Genomic DNA, 17,123 nt, shown 5'->3' with positions numbered 1-17,123 from the left:
AATTTTTATATACTGCACGCCATTTTTACCTTTTTAAAAGATAGTTTCGCGCAATTTTATTTGTGAAGAAACTAATCCAAATCAGTTTGCTTTAAGCCATAAAAAAAGGCTTGCGATATGGCAAGCCTTTTTGTTATTTCTTATTTAGATGCACTACAAAATGGTTTTGCCACGATTATCCCTCGTGCCACCACCAATTTATATGAGCAAATGTTGTATTCATACTTTCTAAAGCAAATATGAATAATTAGATTAATATTTGCAAATATTTTTGGCATTACACTTTAAGCTTTGATTAGAGGATTCTTTTCTTTTGCAAAAAGAGTAAACACTTTTTTATCCACCCAAGCAGGGAAAAATTTATTCATCCATACAGCAAGCTTTCCTTGAGTTGTCATAATCAAGGTGCGTTTTCTTGCGGCAATTCCATTTGCAATAAGTGTAGCCACTTCCTCGGCGGTCATCATCTTTTCTTCCTCCATACTTGTTTCTCCGAATTGCACGCCATCTTTATTAAGCGCCGTATTTCTAATGTTGGAGGCTGTAAAACCCGGACAAGCAAGCATTACGTGCAACCCGGTTTTTAAATTTTCTACGCGTAACGACTCCATAAAGCCATTCATCGCAAATTTAGAAGCTGAGTAACCCGTGCGTCCCGGTAAACCCCGATAACCGGCTATTGAAGAGACTGCTACAACTGAACCTTTAGATTCTAGCAATGCAGGCAATGCATATTTCGTACAATAAACCGTACCCCAGAAATTTACATTCATTAGATTATGTAACACGGATAAATCCAGGTCCTTGAACAAAGCCCTCATGCTCAATCCGGCATTATTGATCAGGACATCTATTTTTTTAAAGGTTAATAAGGCTTGCGCGACGAGTTGTTTACAAGACTCCTCATTAGCCACATCGCATTGAATAGCAACTACCTGAACATGAAATTCTTTCTCAAGATCTTGCGCAATCTGACATAAGGCAACATATTTTCGAGCAGCCAGCACCAGGTTAGCACCTCGTTTGGCCATTTCTCTCGCTAAAGCCAGTCCAATACCAGATGAGGCGCCGGTTATAATAATCGTTTTATTTGTCATCATTATCGTTATACGGCAGTAGGCACTTTTTTGTAAACTCAGTTTATAATCACGGAAATGACATTATTTTACGCTATACTACGTTCATAGGGTACTCTGGTAACGATGGATCGACCCAGTGTAACTTCATCAACATATTCCAATTCACCGCCGAAGGATATTCCCCGTGCTATTGTGCTAATTTGAACATTAAAATCCTTCAACTTTTTATAGAGGTAAAAAATCGTCGTGTCGCCTTCCATCGTTGCACTCAGCGCTAGGATGATTTCATGGACATCATTTTCACGTAAACGGCTTATCAGACTATCAATGCTCAAATCGGAAGGCCCAACTCCATCCATTGGTGAGATTAGCCCTCCCAAAACATGATACACTCCGTTAAATTGATTCGTATTTTCGATTGCCATTACGTCTCGCGTATCTTCAACCACGCAAATCAATCCCTTATCCCTTTTGGGGGCGTTGCAAATTTCACAGATCGCTTCGTCAGCGATATTATGACAAACAGCGCAATAGCATATTTCTGATTTCAATTTAGTTAAGGCGTCACTAAATTTAGTAACATCATCGGCAGGTTGATTTAGCAGGTGCAATACCAAACGCAAAGCTGTCTTTTGTCCTATACCAGGTAAACGACTGAATTCATTAACCGCGTTCTCTAATAGCTTAGAAGAAAAGTTCATAACACAAAGGTAAGCGAAAACTGACAGAAAAGTTCATAGATAAAAAGGTAAAAAATTTCATTACATTAGCAGAAAACAGTTTCTAGCGTATGAAGAGACTATTTATTACTGAAATATAAGCGTATGATAACAAGTGAAGACAAGATAAGAAAAGCGTTTGAGAATAAAACCTGGCAAGAAATTAAGGTAAAAGATTCCTGGCAGATTTTTAAGATTATGGCCGAATTTGTAGAAGGTTTTGAAAAATTAGCAAAAATAGGCCCCTGTGTTTCGATTTTCGGATCCGCTCGGACTTCGAGGGATCATAATGACTATAAAATTGCCGAAGCGTGTGCCCGTTTACTTACAGAAAGAGGTTACGGTGTAATATCCGGTGGTGGCCCAGGTATCATGGAAGCGGCCAACAAAGGTGCTTACGAAGCCGGCGGAAAGTCTGTAGGCCTGAACATTGAACTTCCTTTTGAGCAATTCCACAACAAGTACATTGACCGAGATAAGTTACTGGAATTCAATTATTTTTTTGTAAGGAAAGTTATGTTTATGAAATATTCCCAAGGCTATATTGTGTTACCTGGAGGCTTTGGAACCATGGACGAGTTATTTGAAGCCATTACGTTGATACAAACAGGCAAAATTGCTCGCTTCCCGATTGTTTTGGTTGGTAAATCATACTATGGCGGCTTGTTCAATTGGATAAAAGATAGAATGTTGGAAGAGGGGAAAATCAGTGCAGAAGACCTTAATTTATATCGCTTGGTGGATACGGCTGAAGAAGCTGCGGGCCATATATTCAAATTCTACGACAAGTATTTACTTAAACCTAACTTTTAACGAGAAGCTTATAAGCTTTATATTCGTTGCCTGCCATAATCGGTAACGAATATTGAGTTTCCAAACAAGGAAACAAGGTTGCATATTGAACAATTTTATCTATGTTTGTACATCACATAAACACACAGATCCCTATGTTCGGTTTTTTATCAAGCATACATTGGAATATCGAACCCGAGATTTTCCGCATCGGTGGATTCGGTCTCCGTTATTACACGTTATGCTTTATGTTGGCGTTTTTTTTTAGTTATGTAATATTACTAAGGATTTTCAAAAAAGAGGGAAAGCCACAAGACTTGTTAGATCAGCTGACCATTTATGTGTTTATAGGAACGGTATTAGGAGCTCGTTTAGGCCATTGCTTATTTTATGAATTCGATTACTACAAAAACCATCTACTGGAAATGATACTCCCTATTAGGAATGTAAACGGGCATATTACTTTTACAGGTTTCCAGGGTCTAGCAAGCCATGGCGGGGCTATTGGTATCATAATAGCTTTATTGCTTTATTGCCGCAAAACAAAAATAAATTTCTGGTGGATAGCCGATCGCCTGGTAATCGTTGCTGCGCTTTCGGGCGCCTTTATTCGAACCGGCAATTTTTTCAACTCCGAAATTATTGGAAAACCAAGTCAACTCCCTTGGTCAGTTATTTTTTCGCAGGTCGACAACATTCCTAGACATCCTGCGCAACTTTACGAAGCAATAGGTTATTTAATAATATTTATTTTATTATTAAACTTGTATAAACAAGGGAAACATGTCAAACCTGCTTTTTTGTTTGGCTGTTTCATGGTCTTGGTGTTTGGGCTCCGCTTTATAGTTGAATTCGTCAAAGAAAATCAAGAAGCTTTTGAAAACAGCATGGCATTCAATATGGGGCAACTGTTAAGCTTACCTTTTGTGGCTATTGGTTTATATCTCATTTTTAGAAAAAGAGACCAAACAGGCTTAAAGACTAAATAGGTGTTGTTTTTTCTATTATTCAATACAAGCAGTGATGAGAGAAGATAAAATAAAGACGTTTGAAAATATCTTGCGAAAACATGGCCTGAAAGTTACCCACCCGCGGCTATCAGTATTGGAGAAGATTTTCAACAAAGACACCGCGACCTCCCAACCCGATTTGGAAAGATCAATTGGAGAGGATATTGATCGGGTTACGCTTTATCGGGTTTTAAGCGCGTTTGAAGAAAAAGGTATTATTCACAAAATTTTCGATTTACATGGCACAGCCACCTATGCCCTTTGTTCAACACAGTGTAAGAGTCACGAGCATCACGATGAACACGTGCATTTCACTTGTTCGAATTGCAATAGTGTGTACTGCTTAGAGGAAATCACGTTGCCAAACATCAGTACGCCATCAGGTTTTACGATAGAGCAGGTATCGGTTAATGCCATCGGCATATGCAATAAATGCAAAACGTTAAAGGACGCTTCTGACGCCTAAATTTGATATAATTTTAGAACTATCGAGTAGTTCGAATGTTATTGTAATTAATAAGCATAAATTTTACCTTAAGCTAAGGCAATCCTATTTAAAAGCTGTTATATGTCTACAAAAAAAGCAAATGCAATTAAGCAGGTACTTTCCCAACTGATAGCCGATGTGTTCGAAAAGTCAGGAAATAAAGCCTTAAATTATAAACAAGTGTCTGCTAAACTAAATATTGCAGACCCAACTTCAAAAAACACTATATTATCGATCCTTCAAGAAGAGTCGAAATCAAAATCAGGTCTATTTAAAGAAGTTGAAACAGGCAAATTTACTTTGCGGGAGTTGCATACCTTCATCGTTGGCAAAGTAGATATGACAGCCGATGGTTCTGCTTATATTGTTACCGAAGATGAATTCGAAGAGGACATTTTTGTAGCGCCTAGAAAGCTTCGGAATGCACTGCATGGGGATACCGTAAAAGTTTACGTTTATGAAAAAAGTAGAGGCCGCAAAAAAGAAGGCGAAGTTGTAGAAATAATTGAACGATTTAGAAGTGATTTTACCGGTATACTGAGCATATCCAAACGATTTGCTTTCCTAATTGCCGATGACCGAAAAATGCTTCATGATATCTACATTCCTATTGAGGATTTAAATGGAGCGAAAGATCAGGATAAAGTCGTTGTTACTATTACTGATTGGCCGCAGGGCAGCAAAAATCCCGTTGGCCGTGTAAAGCATGTACTAGGGAAGCAAGGGGAAAACAACACTGAAATGAATGCTATCCTTGCTGATTTTGGTTTCCCTTTAGCATTTCCCACAGCGGTAGAGCAAGAAGCAGACAAAATAGAAGAGGTTATTAGTCCAGTCGAAATAAGTAGAAGGAAAGATTTCCGAAGCGTTCTAACCTTTACGATCGACCCAGCCGACGCTAAGGATTTTGATGATGCCATTTCTTTCCGAAAAATGCCGGATGGCAATTACGAAGTAGGTGTGCACATTGCCGACGTAACATACTATGTTCAACCGGACAGCGCCTTAGACAAGGAAGCATATGAAAGAGGAACGTCAGTTTATCTGGTAGATCGTGTGATTCCTATGTTACCCGAAAGGTTATCGAATAATTTGTGTTCATTAAGACCTAACGAAGATAAACTCTGTTTTTCTGCCGTATTTATCATCGATGATCAAGCTCACGTGAAAGAGCAATGGTTCGGAAGAACCATCATTCATTCGGACAGACGCTTTACCTATGAAGAGGCACAAGAGATTATTGAGAACAAGGAAGGCCAGTTTAGCGAAGAGCTTCTGATTCTCAACAAGCTCGCATATATTCTTCGTGATCGTAAATTTAAACAGGGGGCGATCAATTTTGAATCAACTGAAGTTAAATTTAAACTCGATGAAAACGGCAAACCACTAGGTGTTTATACCAAAGAGCGAAAAGACGCCCATAAATTGATTGAGGATTTTATGCTTCTAGCCAACAGAAAAGTGGCGGAATTCATAGGCAAACAAGGCAAAGGAAAGAATAAATTGCCTTTTGTTTATCGGAGTCACGATGCGCCCAATGAAGAAAGTTTGGCATCGTTTGCACAGTTTGCCGCTCGCTTTGGATACAAAGTCAGTACTAAATCAGAAAAAGAGATTGCAAAATCTTTAAATACGTTAATGCACGACGTTGAAGGTACCAAAGAACAAAATGTCCTTACTACCTTGGCCATCCGATCAATGGCAAAAGCCATTTACACTACAAAAAAGCATAGTCATTACGGACTGGCTTTTGACTATTACACACATTTCACTTCACCTATCAGAAGGTACCCGGATGTGATGGTACATCGTTTATTAGCGCACTATCTAGCAGATGGAAAGGCTGTAAATGAAGAAATGTACGAGAAGATGTGTACCCACGCATCACAAATGGAAAAGAAAGCGGCAGATGCGGAGCGCACTTCCGTAAAATATAAACAAGCGGAATTTTTACAGGATCAGATCGGCAGTGTTTATTCCGGCATTATTTCAGGCGTCACAGAGTGGGGAATGTATGTTGAAATCGAAGAAAACAAATGTGAAGGGATGGTGCGACTGCGAGACATTACAGATGATTTTTATTCGCTTGACGAGAAGAATTATGCTATTATTGGCCAGCGCAAAAAGAAACGCTATCAGCTAGGCGATGAGGTACAGATAAAAGTGAAAACGGTCAATTTAGCAAAACGTCAGATTGACTTTACACTCATGAGTTAAGCAGAAGTTTCGCTTTTAAGGCAAAGATTTCTTTAATAGTAATACATGAAAGGTGATGTGAACTAATTTTTCTATCTTCGTGTCATGCATTCTATAGCAGCATTACAGACTATTATTGGCGAGGCCTTAACAGAAAGAAATTTTCCAGACAATCCAAATACCCTATACGAACCGATCAAATATTTTTTGGCAATCGGAGGCAAGCGTTTAAGACCGGTTCTCACTTTATTGGCAGCTGAATTATTTGGGGCAACAATAAAAGAAGGCCTTCCAGCGGCCTTGGCTATCGAAATGTTCCATAATTTCACCTTAATGCATGACGACATTATGGATGAAGCCCCACTGCGACGAGGACAGGAGACCATCCACAAAAAGTGGGATATCAATACCGCTATCTTATCCGGGGATGCAACCTTGATTCGGGCATATCAATTGCTTGCTGAGTGCAAACCTGAGTTGCTTGCTGAATTGCTGAAAGTTTTTAACAAAATGGCTCAGGAAGTATGCGAAGGCCAGCAACTGGATATGGATTTTGAAAAACTAGCGACGGTAACCGAAGAAGAATACCTCCATATGATTCGTCTAAAAACGTCCGTATTATTGGGTGCGGCTTTAGAAATTGGGGCCATTCTGGGAGGAGCAGACAAGCAGGATCGATCGAACATTTACACTTTTGGCGTTAATATAGGAATCGCTTTCCAGCTACAGGACGACATATTGGATGTATATGGAGATCCTAGTAAATTTGGGAAACAGGTTGGGGGTGATATCATTGAAAATAAAAAAACTTATTTACTTATCAATGCGCTACAATTAGCTAAAGGATCAGATAAACAAGAGTTAATCCATTGGACTGAGATTAACGAATTTGATCAGCAACAAAAAATAGATCGCGTAACGGCCATATACAACGATCTTGGCATAGAAAAGTTAGCTCATAAGAAAAAAATGAGTTTTGCTGAGCAAGCCTATCAAGCCTTAGAAGCAATGGCGGTCGCACGTGAGAAAAAACTTTCTTTAATTGAATTTACCGAAACCCTGTTGATTAGGGAGCACTAATAATTTACTTAGAAATTCGTTAAAAATAGGTTAAGCGACCTTTTTGTGAGGTCGTTTCTTTATAAAAAAAACGGTAAAAAGATCGGACTTAGACAATCATAGACCTTATATAAATCTTCCTTTATATGGTTTACTTTTAGGCACGATTTGTTTACATAAAATTAATTTACAAGAAATGAAGGAGTTACTTTAAATGAACGAAAAAAGGTAAAATTAAATTTGTTAAAACGGATGGAGTTTGTACTTTTGTCCCGGAAAGTTGGCAGAGTGGTCGAATGCGGCGGTCTTGAAAACCGTTGTCTGTAACAGGACCGGGGGTTCGAATCCCTCACTTTCCGCCAAAGCAACATCAACCCGGCAATAGCCGGGTTTTGTTGTTAATAGGCTTTTGTGAGCTTGCTCAAACAAAAGCCTATTAACAACAAAGTGTGACGAACGCAGTGAGTCGTTGATGTTGCTTTGAAGCCCCCCCGGGGATCACCGAGCAAAGCGAGGTAATCCCTTTTGTGAGCTTGCTCAAACAAAAGCCTATTAACAACAAAGTGTGACGAACGCAGTGAGTCGTTGATGTTGCTTTGAAGCCCCCCTCCCGGGGATCACCGAGCAAAGCGAGGTAATCCCTTTTGTGAGCTTGCTTAAACAAAAGCCTATTAACAACAAAATGTGACGAACGCAGAGAGTCGTTGATGTTGCTTTGAAGCCCTCCTCCTGGGGATCACCGAGCAAAGCGAGGTAATCCTGGAAGGAAGGCTTCAAACAAAAAAAGGGAAACGTTTTTAGTTTCCCTTCTCATAATTAAGAATGAATGGTTGTTTAAACTACCCTTTAAAATATCCAATTATGATATTGGCCAATTCTTCTCCGATTCTTTCTTGCGCCTCGTTTGTTGCAGCACCAATATGAGGTGTTAGCGATACTCTTGGATGAGTAAGTATTTCTTTGCTTGGCGTCGGCTCGCTATCAAAAACGTCAAGACCTGCAAACGAAACCGTCCCATTATTCAATGCTTCGATTAAAGCTAATTCATCAATCGTACCACCTCTAGAGGCATTAACAATACCTACCCCATTTTTCATCAGGGCAAATTCAGCTGTACCTAAAACCGGCTTATCTAAGAAAGGCACATGCAAGCTAATAAAATCTGCTTGTTTGATCAGTTCATCAGTACTTACCTGTTTTACCGGCACATCAACAGAAATACCACCTGATAACGTTAAAGTTAACGCCTTGGGTATAGCCACAAAATCACTGGCAATAACATTCATACCAACGCCCAGTGCTACTTTTGCAGTTTCCTGACCAATACGGCCAAAACCAATTACACCTAGCGTTTTCCCCTTCAGTTCAACCCCCTTTCCATAAGCCTTTTTTAATCCGGCAAAATTCGTATCTCCTTCTACAGGCATTTTGCGATTAGCATCATACAGAAATCGAACACCATTATAAAGATGTGCGAAGACAAGCTCCGCTACTGATTGTGAAGACGCTGCAGGAGTATTGACAACGGCAATCCCTTTTGATTTTGCATATTCGACATCAATATTATCCATGCCTACACCCCCCCTACCAATCAATCTTAGATTTGGGCAAGCGTCGATTAAATCCTTTCTGACTTTGGTTGCACTTCTAACCGTTATGGCATCATAAGCCTGTAATTTCACAGCTAACTCATCCTGAGGGATATGGTTAGTATCAACAGTAAATCCAGCTTTTTCTAACAATTCCTTTCCTAGTGGATCTATACCGTCGTTTGCTAATAGTTTCATACTATGATATTCTATCTATAAAAATTCATAAAACTCCTGCTGTCCATGTTGACAAACAAGGAAATAATTTAAACATAGCATAAAGAATTTGGCAGCAATTTTATCAAAACCTTTATCTATATGCCATTCATCATTAATTCGGGCAGTTATGTTCACTAAGCATTTTTCTCAGCAAACTCTTGCATCAAATCAACTAGTGTATTAATACTAGTAATAGTAAGCGCGTTGTAAATAGATGCCCGGAAACCACCTACGCTTCTATGTCCTTTCAGCCCGACTAACCCGCGCTCTTCCGTTAGGGCAAGGAATGATTTTTCCAGTTCAGCGTTTTCCATAACAAAAGTAACATTCATTCTTGAGCGATCTTCTAGCTTGGCTGTTCCCTTAAACAATGGATTACGATCGATTTCATCGTACAATGTTCTTGCTTTGATAATATTCTCACGTTCGATTTCCTCTATACCCCCCTTCGCCTTCAGCCAACGGAGATTTAATAAGGAGACATAAATAGCATAAACCGGCGGTGTATTATACATAGATCCGGCTTCCGCATGTTTACGATAATCAAATATTGATGGGATATCCCTACCGGTTTTTCCTAAAATATCGTTTTTAACAATAACGAGCGTCACTCCCGCAGGCCCCATATTCTTCTGTGCCCCTGCATAAATGAGTCCGTAATCAGCAACGTTAATCTTACGACTTAAGATATCGGACGACATGTCACAGACTAATGGAATAGGCGACTGTGGTGCTTCGAAGAGCTCAGTTCCATAAATTGTATTATTAGAAGTATAATGAAAATAAGCCGCATCCGCCGGTATCGTATACTCCTTAGGAATGTAGGTATAATTCGCATCTTTGGACGAAGCGACCACCTCAATAGCTCCGAATTTCTGAGCTTCTTTATAAGCTTTTGACGCCCAGGTTCCTGAGTCTAAATAAGCTGCTTTTCCATTTTGAGGAAGTAAATTCATCGGCACCATTGCGAACTGTTGGCTAGCCCCCCCCTGCAAAAACAACACCGAATACCCATCGGGGACAGATAATAAATCCTTTACTAACGCCTCAGTTTCTTCTATAACGGCTTCAAAGGCTTTGGAACGATGGGAAATTTCTAAAATGGATAAACCGGAATTATTAAAATCAATTATTGCTTGAGAAGCTTCTTGGAAGACCTCTGAAGGAAGTATGCATGGCCCCGCACCAAAATTGTGTTTCATTATTCTTTCTATAGATTTAAAAAATGAGCATTAATTAACAATTTCACTTAAAATAGCTTTTTATACTGGTATAGCAATAAATCATTTTATTCCTCTATAAAAATGCCTTCAATGGCAGAGGAGAATTAAACAGATTCATTTTACATGTCAATGCAGTAGATACTGCATATAAACGAATTCATCTATGTTTGGCAAATGTAAACTTTTTATAAAAAAAATTCAAAGTTTTTGAGGTTTTATTGTCAAAATAATGACAATCTTTTCGTTGGCTTAAATAGATAACAAAATTAAATTCTGTATTTTATCCAAAAACTAAAAAGGGGCCATCGGCCCCCTTTACATTTTGTATTGTCTTTAAACGGCTTTTCTTGTTATCGACACGTCTTTAAGTTGTTTTATGGACGCCATTTGATCATCTGCGCCAAAAACAGTATTACCAGCCACCAATACATTGGCCCCCGCTTGCAATAAAGATAACGAATTTTGATGGTTTACACCGCCATCAATTTCTATTAACAGATTTGGATTTCTATCCTGAGCAAGCAAACGCAATTCGCGAATGCGCCGGTAGGTGCTCTCTATAAATTTTTGCCCCCCGAAACCCGGGTTCACGGACATCATACAGACTAAATCAATATCTTCAACAATATCGCTCAATTGGGCGATCGGTGTGTGAGGATTAATCGCTACCCCTGCCCGACATCCCAATTCTTTAATCTTTTGTATAGTGCGATGCAAATGGATACAGGCTTCAAAATGAACGGAAATGTTGTTCGCGCCAGCCTCCTTAAATTCGTTTAAGTAACGATCCGGATCTACGATCATCAAATGCACATCCAAAGGTTTAAGGGCGTGTTGCTTTACGGCTTTTACAACAGGAAACCCAAAAGAAATATTGGGAACAAATACACCATCCATAATATCTACATGGATCCAATCAGCGTCGCTTTTATTGAGCATTTCAATATCGCGTTGAAGATTAGCAAAATCGGCAGACAAAATTGAAGGAGCTACTAAATGTTTCATTGGTAAAATCTTTTGTGAAGGACCAAAACGGTAGAAAAGCAAAAGCCATTGCTAAATGCTCAAACGCAAAGAAAGCAATGGCTTCTAGTATTTAACTATTGTTCTTGTTTATTTTCCGGTTCCTGCTTTTTTTCGGGACGAGGCAAAAGTGCTTTTCTGGAAAGCTTCAATTTACCTTGTTTATCGATATCTAACAGTTTAACCTTAACAATTTCACCGACTTGAAAAATTCCTTCCATGGTTTCATAACGTTTCCAATCGATCTCAGAAATGTGCAACAATCCATCTTTACCCGGTAAGATTTCGACAAAGGCACCGAAAGGCATAATAGATTTCACTTTGCCTTCGTAAACATCGCCTACTTCCGGTTTTGCTGCAATCGCTTTAATGCGCCTAACAGCGTCATCGATAGAAGTTTTATTGTCTGCAAAGACTTGTACGATGCCCTTACCTTCAATCTCCTCGATCGAAATGGTAGTACCGGTTTCCCTTTGCATTTCCTGGATGATTTTGCCTCCGGGGCCGATAATAGCACCAATAAACTCTTTATCAATTGTTAAGCTCACAATGCGCGGAGCGTGTGGTTTAAAATCTTCACGAGGAGCTTCGATCGTTTTGAGCATCTCGTTTAAGATATGTAAACGTGACTCCTTAGCTTGATATAGTGCTTCTTTTAGAACCTCCCATTTCAGCCCATTGATTTTCAAGTCCATTTGACAAGCAACGATACCTTTGCTAGTTCCAGTGACTTTAAAGTCCATATCTCCCAAATGATCCTCATCACCAAGAATATCACTTAATACCGCATACTTACCTGTTTTTTCATCCGTAATAAGTCCCATCGCGATTCCTGATACAGGCGCTGTGATTTTTACACCTGCATCCATAAGTGCCAATGTTCCGGCGCAAACGGTAGCCATAGAGGACGAACCATTGGATTCCAAAATATCAGAAACAACTCGTATCGTATAAGGATTTTCCTCTTGACTAGGCAGCACTTGTTTTAATGAACGCATCGCCAAGTTACCATGTCCAACCTCTCTACGACCCGGGCCACGATTTGGTCTCACTTCACCGGTGGAGAAACCAGGGAAATTATAGTGTAGGATAAATCGGCTATAGCCGTTAATAAATGCACCATCGATCATTTGCTCATCTTCCTTCGCCCCTAGTGTGACTGAAGTAAGCGACTGCGTTTCACCCCGGGTGAAAATTGCCGATCCGTGTGCGGCAGGTAAATAATCGACTTCACTCCAAATAGGTCTCACGGTACGCACATCACGTCCGTCGAGCCGTATACCTTCATTAAGAATGAGGTTTCGCACAGCATCATATTGTACGTCATGGAAATATTTCTTTGCTAAGAATACGGTTTCTTCATCCACATCTTCGCCCAATGTAAGGGCAAAAGCCTCTGCAATGTCAGCAAATTTGGCTGATCGCTCTTTTTTAGACAAACCGGATTTAGCAACGGCATACACACTGTCGTAAGTAGCTGCGTAAACACGTTCTTTTAATTCCAGGTTACTAGGTTCGTGGTTGTAAACCCTTTTCTCAAGTTTACCAACCATTTCTGCCAATTCGAGTTGTGCTTGTACCTGCACTTTAATAGCCTCATGGGCAAAAGCAATGGCTTCCACCATTTCTTCTTCGGAAATCTCCTTAGCCTCGCCTTCTACCATCACAATATCGTTGGCCGAACCTGCAACAATAAATTCAAGCGTAGCTCTCTCCAAGTCACTTAATAATGGATTAATTACGAATTTACCGTCAATTTTTGCTACGCGGACTTCCGAAATGGGTCCGTTAAAAGGAATATCGGAAACAGCTAAAGCTGCGGATGCCGCTAATCCCGCTAATGCATCCGGCATAATATCTTTATCAGCTGATATCAGTGTTATCATAACCTGTGTATCTGCATGATAATCATCAGGGAATAAAGGGCGCAGCGCTCGGTCAACCAAGCGTGAAATTAAAATTTCATAGTCGGATAAGCGTGCTTCTCTTCGCAAAAATCCGCCGGGAATGCGACCGGTTGCCGCATATTTTTCTTGATAATCAACAGATAGAGGTAGAAAATCAGTTCCTGGTTTTGCTTCTTGAGCGGATACCACGGTGGCTAAAAGCATGGTGTTCCCCATCTTAACCACAACGGAACCGTCAGCCTGTTTCGCTAATTTACCGGTTTCAATTTCGATCTGACGGCCATCGCCAATATCGAATGTTTTTTTAATTGCGTTATAACTCATGTTTTCGTTCAGTGATGCGTTGGTCGTCTTAAAAAACGCATCCATTTTTAATTATTAGACTCTTATTTTGCCACAAAGGTAAATAAAAAAAGCCATCACTTTATAGTGTGGCTTCTGTAAAATGTATAGGGATTTGACCAATCGGACCCTCATTATAACTATGGGCTCGATCGGCCATAAAAGCTTCTTAATATTTGTATTTGCAATTAAAATCCATAACGTACACCTAATTGGAATTGGTAAGGATTTCCTGAAGGATTCACAATGCCTGTATTGTTTACACGGTAGTTATACTGTTGCGTTGCTGCATCAAAACCAGTCAAGGCATACAAAGCTTGATTTCCTAAAGATTCGTTTGCTCCCCAAGTCTTTTTAAACAGATTAGCGACATTAAAAATATCACATGATAATTCCAACGAGTGTGTTTTGTAGAGCATAAACTTTTTTGTTACCCTTAAATCAATCACTCCATAGAACCCATTAACACCGCCATTTCTCTCTGCAATTTTACCCGAATACTTGTTGATATAATCCTTTAAACTTTGGCTTGCTTCCGGATTATCCAATAAAGCTTGTAAACCCGTACGTATCTGTTCGGCAGTGCTCGGGTCGTTCCGATCGAAAACGAACGCTAAGTCATTGTCATTGGTAACAAAGTCACCATTGGTATTACCACCAGCCAGAAGACTGTAGCGGGTACCTGCAACACCGGAATAACGAATGCCGATATTGAAACCATGGAAACTAGGTGAGGTACCATAGAAAACCACCTTATGCCTAAACTGACTGTTCGAATAACTCATCACGCTAAGATCACGCGGATCATCTTTCACCGGAAGGGATAAGGTCGCTGAATTTGCCACATTTCCATTATAAGATGTATTATCCTTGGTGTCATTCCATGTATAGCTTACCGATATCTCTCCATCTTTAAAGTATTGATAGGTACCGTCAACCACCACCGCAAATTGATTTACTTTCCCTTCGCTATTCAATTCGAGCACGCGGCCAAAGCGATCACTAATTCGCCCGGCTTTCCAATCGGCAGCTCCATTAACGATGGCCCTCGCCGGTACATACACGCCACGGTTATCTTCGTTACTTAAGCGAAAAAACGGATCAGCTACCATATTGCGATCTACATACATATAGTTGTTTCTTCCTAATGTAGCATAACCTGTCACACCTACTTTCAGTTTATCGGTGATAAAACGGGTGTAAGAGATGTTCCCCTTGTAAACAATTGGAATTTTAGCATCCGACGAATAGGTATTAATGGTTGGCACCTGGTAGTCTGCATAAGTCGGAATAGTAGACGGGTCATTTCTATAGGCAATGAAATCGGGCCTTAATATAGAAGCATCCCTTACATCCACCGTAGCAAAATGTCGACCATCAAATGTTAAATTATTAATGGTCATGTAATTATTGATATCCGAAGCAAAGACACCTGCTCCTAGGCGAATATAATCCCTATGTTCCTCATTAACATCCCAGGTAAACTGGAAGCGTGGCTGTATTACAAAAGATTTCAACTTATGATCGGTACGTACGCCTAAGGCATCGTATAATTCCTGGTTTAAAGGTGATTTTGGATAATGCCCGTAATCCACACGCAAACCGGCCATCATTTCCAGACCTGTGGCTAACTTTGTTTGCATTTGTCCGTATATACCTGCATTAAAAATCTTTCCAACAACAGTTGGGTCTGCTACCAAAGGGACTTCACGGTAGAACGCATAAGGAGCGAGATTATTAAAGTTCTCTAAAGCCGTAGCTCCGGGGGTAGTCTCCGTTGCCGCTGTTGGCCTAAATTGGAAACGTCCATTCACCTCACTACCATATAATGATTTGGCATGCGTATACATCAAGTCGACGCCAAATGTATAATTGATTTTATCGGTATTATAATAAATGTTATCGATCAATTGAATCACATTATTTGTAAACCCTTCTTGCGCAAAGCGATGGCCACCTAATTGAATGTTGGTGAACAAGTTGTCTTCGCCAACCTGGGAAGCCACGTTTTCAACAATAGCACGTGGAATATTGGCTTCCGGTAATTGACTACCCGGACTACTTTTTTGATAGGTATATAAGTGTTGCACTTTCAGTTCATTGGTGAGCCGAGGACTTAGTGTTGTACGTAAAGTAGCCAAAAAGCTATTATCAATATTCTTATCATCTCCATAAGACTCATACAAATTAATTCGCGTGTTATCGGCTAAACCTAATTTATTTCGGTCGTTGGTATAGTTATCACGGATTGTTAATAAGTTACGATCATTCAACTGCCAATCAATACGGGCAAAAACAGCGTCGGATCCTCTTTTTTTTCCGAAAGAACCGTATTGTGGACCAGCACCTAAACCGTATTTTGAACGACCGATTTCGACAAATTCATCCAATGTCGATTGTGTAACATTAAAACGTCTTTCATCTGTAGGGGAATTGATATCTGCAATAATTAAAGGTCTTGCGTCCCGCTGATGATCCCAAGCTACAAAGAAGTGAACCTTATCTTTAACAATGGGCCCTCCCAAGGTAAAACCATATTGATAAGTAGAAAAATCATCATTGCGTTTATTGCCACGGATGTCATAAGGACTCGATAACCAGTCGGCACGCATGTAATTCCAGGCACTACCACTCAGTGTATTCGTACCAGCTTTGGTTACAGCGCTGATAGTACCACCTCCAGCGCGCCCCAATGTAACATCATATTGATTGGTCACAACTTTAAATTCGCGTACCGCTTCAATGGAAATTGAAAAGGGTGCACCGCTTCGACTGGTTGTAGATCCCGCCGAGGTGGGATTCTTCGAATTCATCCCATCAATTGTAAAGTTGGTTGATGAGCCCAATTGCCCGGCGATGCTTCCTCCACTTGCCAAGGGCGATAAATCGGTAAGGGAAGTAAAATTCCTCCCATTAACCGGCAAGCGGGTCACATCCTTAGCACTAACCGCGGTTGCCGCTCCAAGATTCTCAATCTTATCCTTCAAACCGGTGGCAGCAGTTATTTCTACCGCATCTAAGTTTTGGGAAGATTCAGCCATCTTTACACTAATACGAACCACATCTCCCTGATTGAGGGTATACCCTGTACGGATTTGCTCGCCATAACCTATAAATTGTACACGTACCGTATAGGGTCCTCCCAGTGGCAGTTCTTTAAAATTGAAATCACCGCTCGTGCTGGTAGACGTTTTTGTCGTAAATCCGGTTGATTCATTTCGCACCTGAACCGAGGCACCCGCTATGGGTTGATCGGTTTCGTCACTGACTTTTCCGGCGATAGAGGCTTGCGTAGTCTGTGAAAAGATCGGCTGTTTAGCAATTAAAAAAATAAATAGTAGAAGAATTAGCTGTTTCATCTCAATTTTTTGCGATATAGTATTCGACAAAACTATTCTCTCTGTGTTAATTCTTTAATGCTTTTATATTAACAAATCATCAGCGCGATTTAGACGAGTCAGCTCTTTTGGCTGTTTAC

12 protein-coding genes and 1 tRNA gene are annotated in these 17,123 nt (G+C 40.1%); 6 read left to right on the top strand and 7 right to left on the bottom strand.

All coding sequences use genetic code 11. From position 1 onward, the window contains the following. Positions 1-284 precede the first annotated feature (284 nt). Entirely contained in the window at positions 285-1,100 is an 816-nt protein-coding gene (locus FKG96_RS13305; protein WP_013666361.1) for an SDR family oxidoreductase, read from the bottom strand. Between the two features lie 65 nt (positions 1,101-1,165). Next, positions 1,166-1,780 (bottom strand): recombination mediator RecR, encoded by a 615-nt coding sequence (gene recR / locus FKG96_RS13300; protein WP_130857399.1) that lies wholly within the window; start codon positions 1,778-1,780, stop codon positions 1,166-1,168. Positions 1,781-1,906: 126 nt separating this feature from the next. Between recR and FKG96_RS13295 the strand changes: the two genes are divergently transcribed. The 6 genes from FKG96_RS13295 (at position 1,907) to FKG96_RS13270 (ending at position 7,704) form a co-directional block, all read left to right on the top strand. Beyond that, positions 1,907-2,611, top strand: coding sequence for a TIGR00730 family Rossman fold protein (locus tag FKG96_RS13295; RefSeq protein WP_041388330.1), 705 nt, complete (start codon positions 1,907-1,909; stop codon positions 2,609-2,611). Between the two features lie 101 nt (positions 2,612-2,712). Beyond that, the gene (gene lgt, locus FKG96_RS13290) at positions 2,713-3,579 is read left to right on the top strand and encodes a prolipoprotein diacylglyceryl transferase (protein ID WP_242627321.1); all 867 of its coding nucleotides are present in this window, start codon (positions 2,713-2,715) and stop codon (positions 3,577-3,579) included. Positions 3,580-3,613: 34 nt separating this feature from the next. Next, complete coding sequence (locus FKG96_RS13285; RefSeq protein ID WP_013666357.1) at positions 3,614-4,066, top strand: Fur family transcriptional regulator; 453 nt, start codon at positions 3,614-3,616, stop codon at positions 4,064-4,066. A 102-nt stretch (positions 4,067-4,168) separates the two neighbouring features. Then, the gene (gene rnr, locus FKG96_RS13280; RefSeq protein ID WP_130857398.1) at positions 4,169-6,304 is read left to right on the top strand and encodes a ribonuclease R; all 2,136 of its coding nucleotides are present in this window, start codon (positions 4,169-4,171) and stop codon (positions 6,302-6,304) included. An 84-nt stretch (positions 6,305-6,388) separates the two neighbouring features. Further along, positions 6,389-7,363, top strand: coding sequence for a polyprenyl synthetase family protein (locus tag FKG96_RS13275; RefSeq protein WP_130857397.1), 975 nt, complete (start codon positions 6,389-6,391; stop codon positions 7,361-7,363). A gap of 253 nt (positions 7,364-7,616) precedes the next feature. Further along, positions 7,617-7,704, top strand: a tRNA-Ser gene (locus FKG96_RS13270). Between the two features lie 477 nt (positions 7,705-8,181). On the opposite strand, the gene FKG96_RS13265 is transcribed toward FKG96_RS13270, so the two are convergent. The 5 genes from FKG96_RS13265 to FKG96_RS13245 form a co-directional block, all read right to left on the bottom strand. Further along, the gene (locus tag FKG96_RS13265) at positions 8,182-9,129 is read right to left on the bottom strand and encodes a D-2-hydroxyacid dehydrogenase (protein ID WP_130857396.1); all 948 of its coding nucleotides are present in this window, start codon (positions 9,127-9,129) and stop codon (positions 8,182-8,184) included. Between the two features lie 155 nt (positions 9,130-9,284). After that, positions 9,285-10,352, bottom strand: coding sequence for a 3-phosphoserine/phosphohydroxythreonine transaminase (gene serC / locus FKG96_RS13260; protein WP_130857395.1), 1,068 nt, complete (start codon positions 10,350-10,352; stop codon positions 9,285-9,287). 354 nt (positions 10,353-10,706) lie between these two features. After that, positions 10,707-11,378, bottom strand: a complete 672-nt coding sequence (gene rpe / locus FKG96_RS13255) for a ribulose-phosphate 3-epimerase (RefSeq protein ID WP_013666352.1) — start codon at positions 11,376-11,378, stop codon at positions 10,707-10,709. A 95-nt stretch (positions 11,379-11,473) separates the two neighbouring features. Continuing rightward, complete coding sequence (gene pnp, locus FKG96_RS13250; protein ID WP_130857491.1) at positions 11,474-13,627, bottom strand: polyribonucleotide nucleotidyltransferase; 2,154 nt, start codon at positions 13,625-13,627, stop codon at positions 11,474-11,476. 206 nt (positions 13,628-13,833) lie between these two features. Beyond that, a complete protein-coding gene (locus FKG96_RS13245; protein WP_207303788.1) occupies positions 13,834-17,004 on the bottom strand; it encodes a TonB-dependent receptor in 3,171 nt (1,056 codons plus the stop codon). Positions 17,005-17,123 lie beyond the last annotated feature (119 nt).

It is taken from the genome of Olivibacter sp. LS-1, from assembly GCF_008245145.1.
Lineage (GTDB): Bacteria > Bacteroidota > Bacteroidia > Sphingobacteriales > Sphingobacteriaceae > Olivibacter > Olivibacter oleidegradans.
Note: the sequence above shows the minus strand (reverse complement) of the source record. Positions and strands in the feature narration are given on the sequence as shown.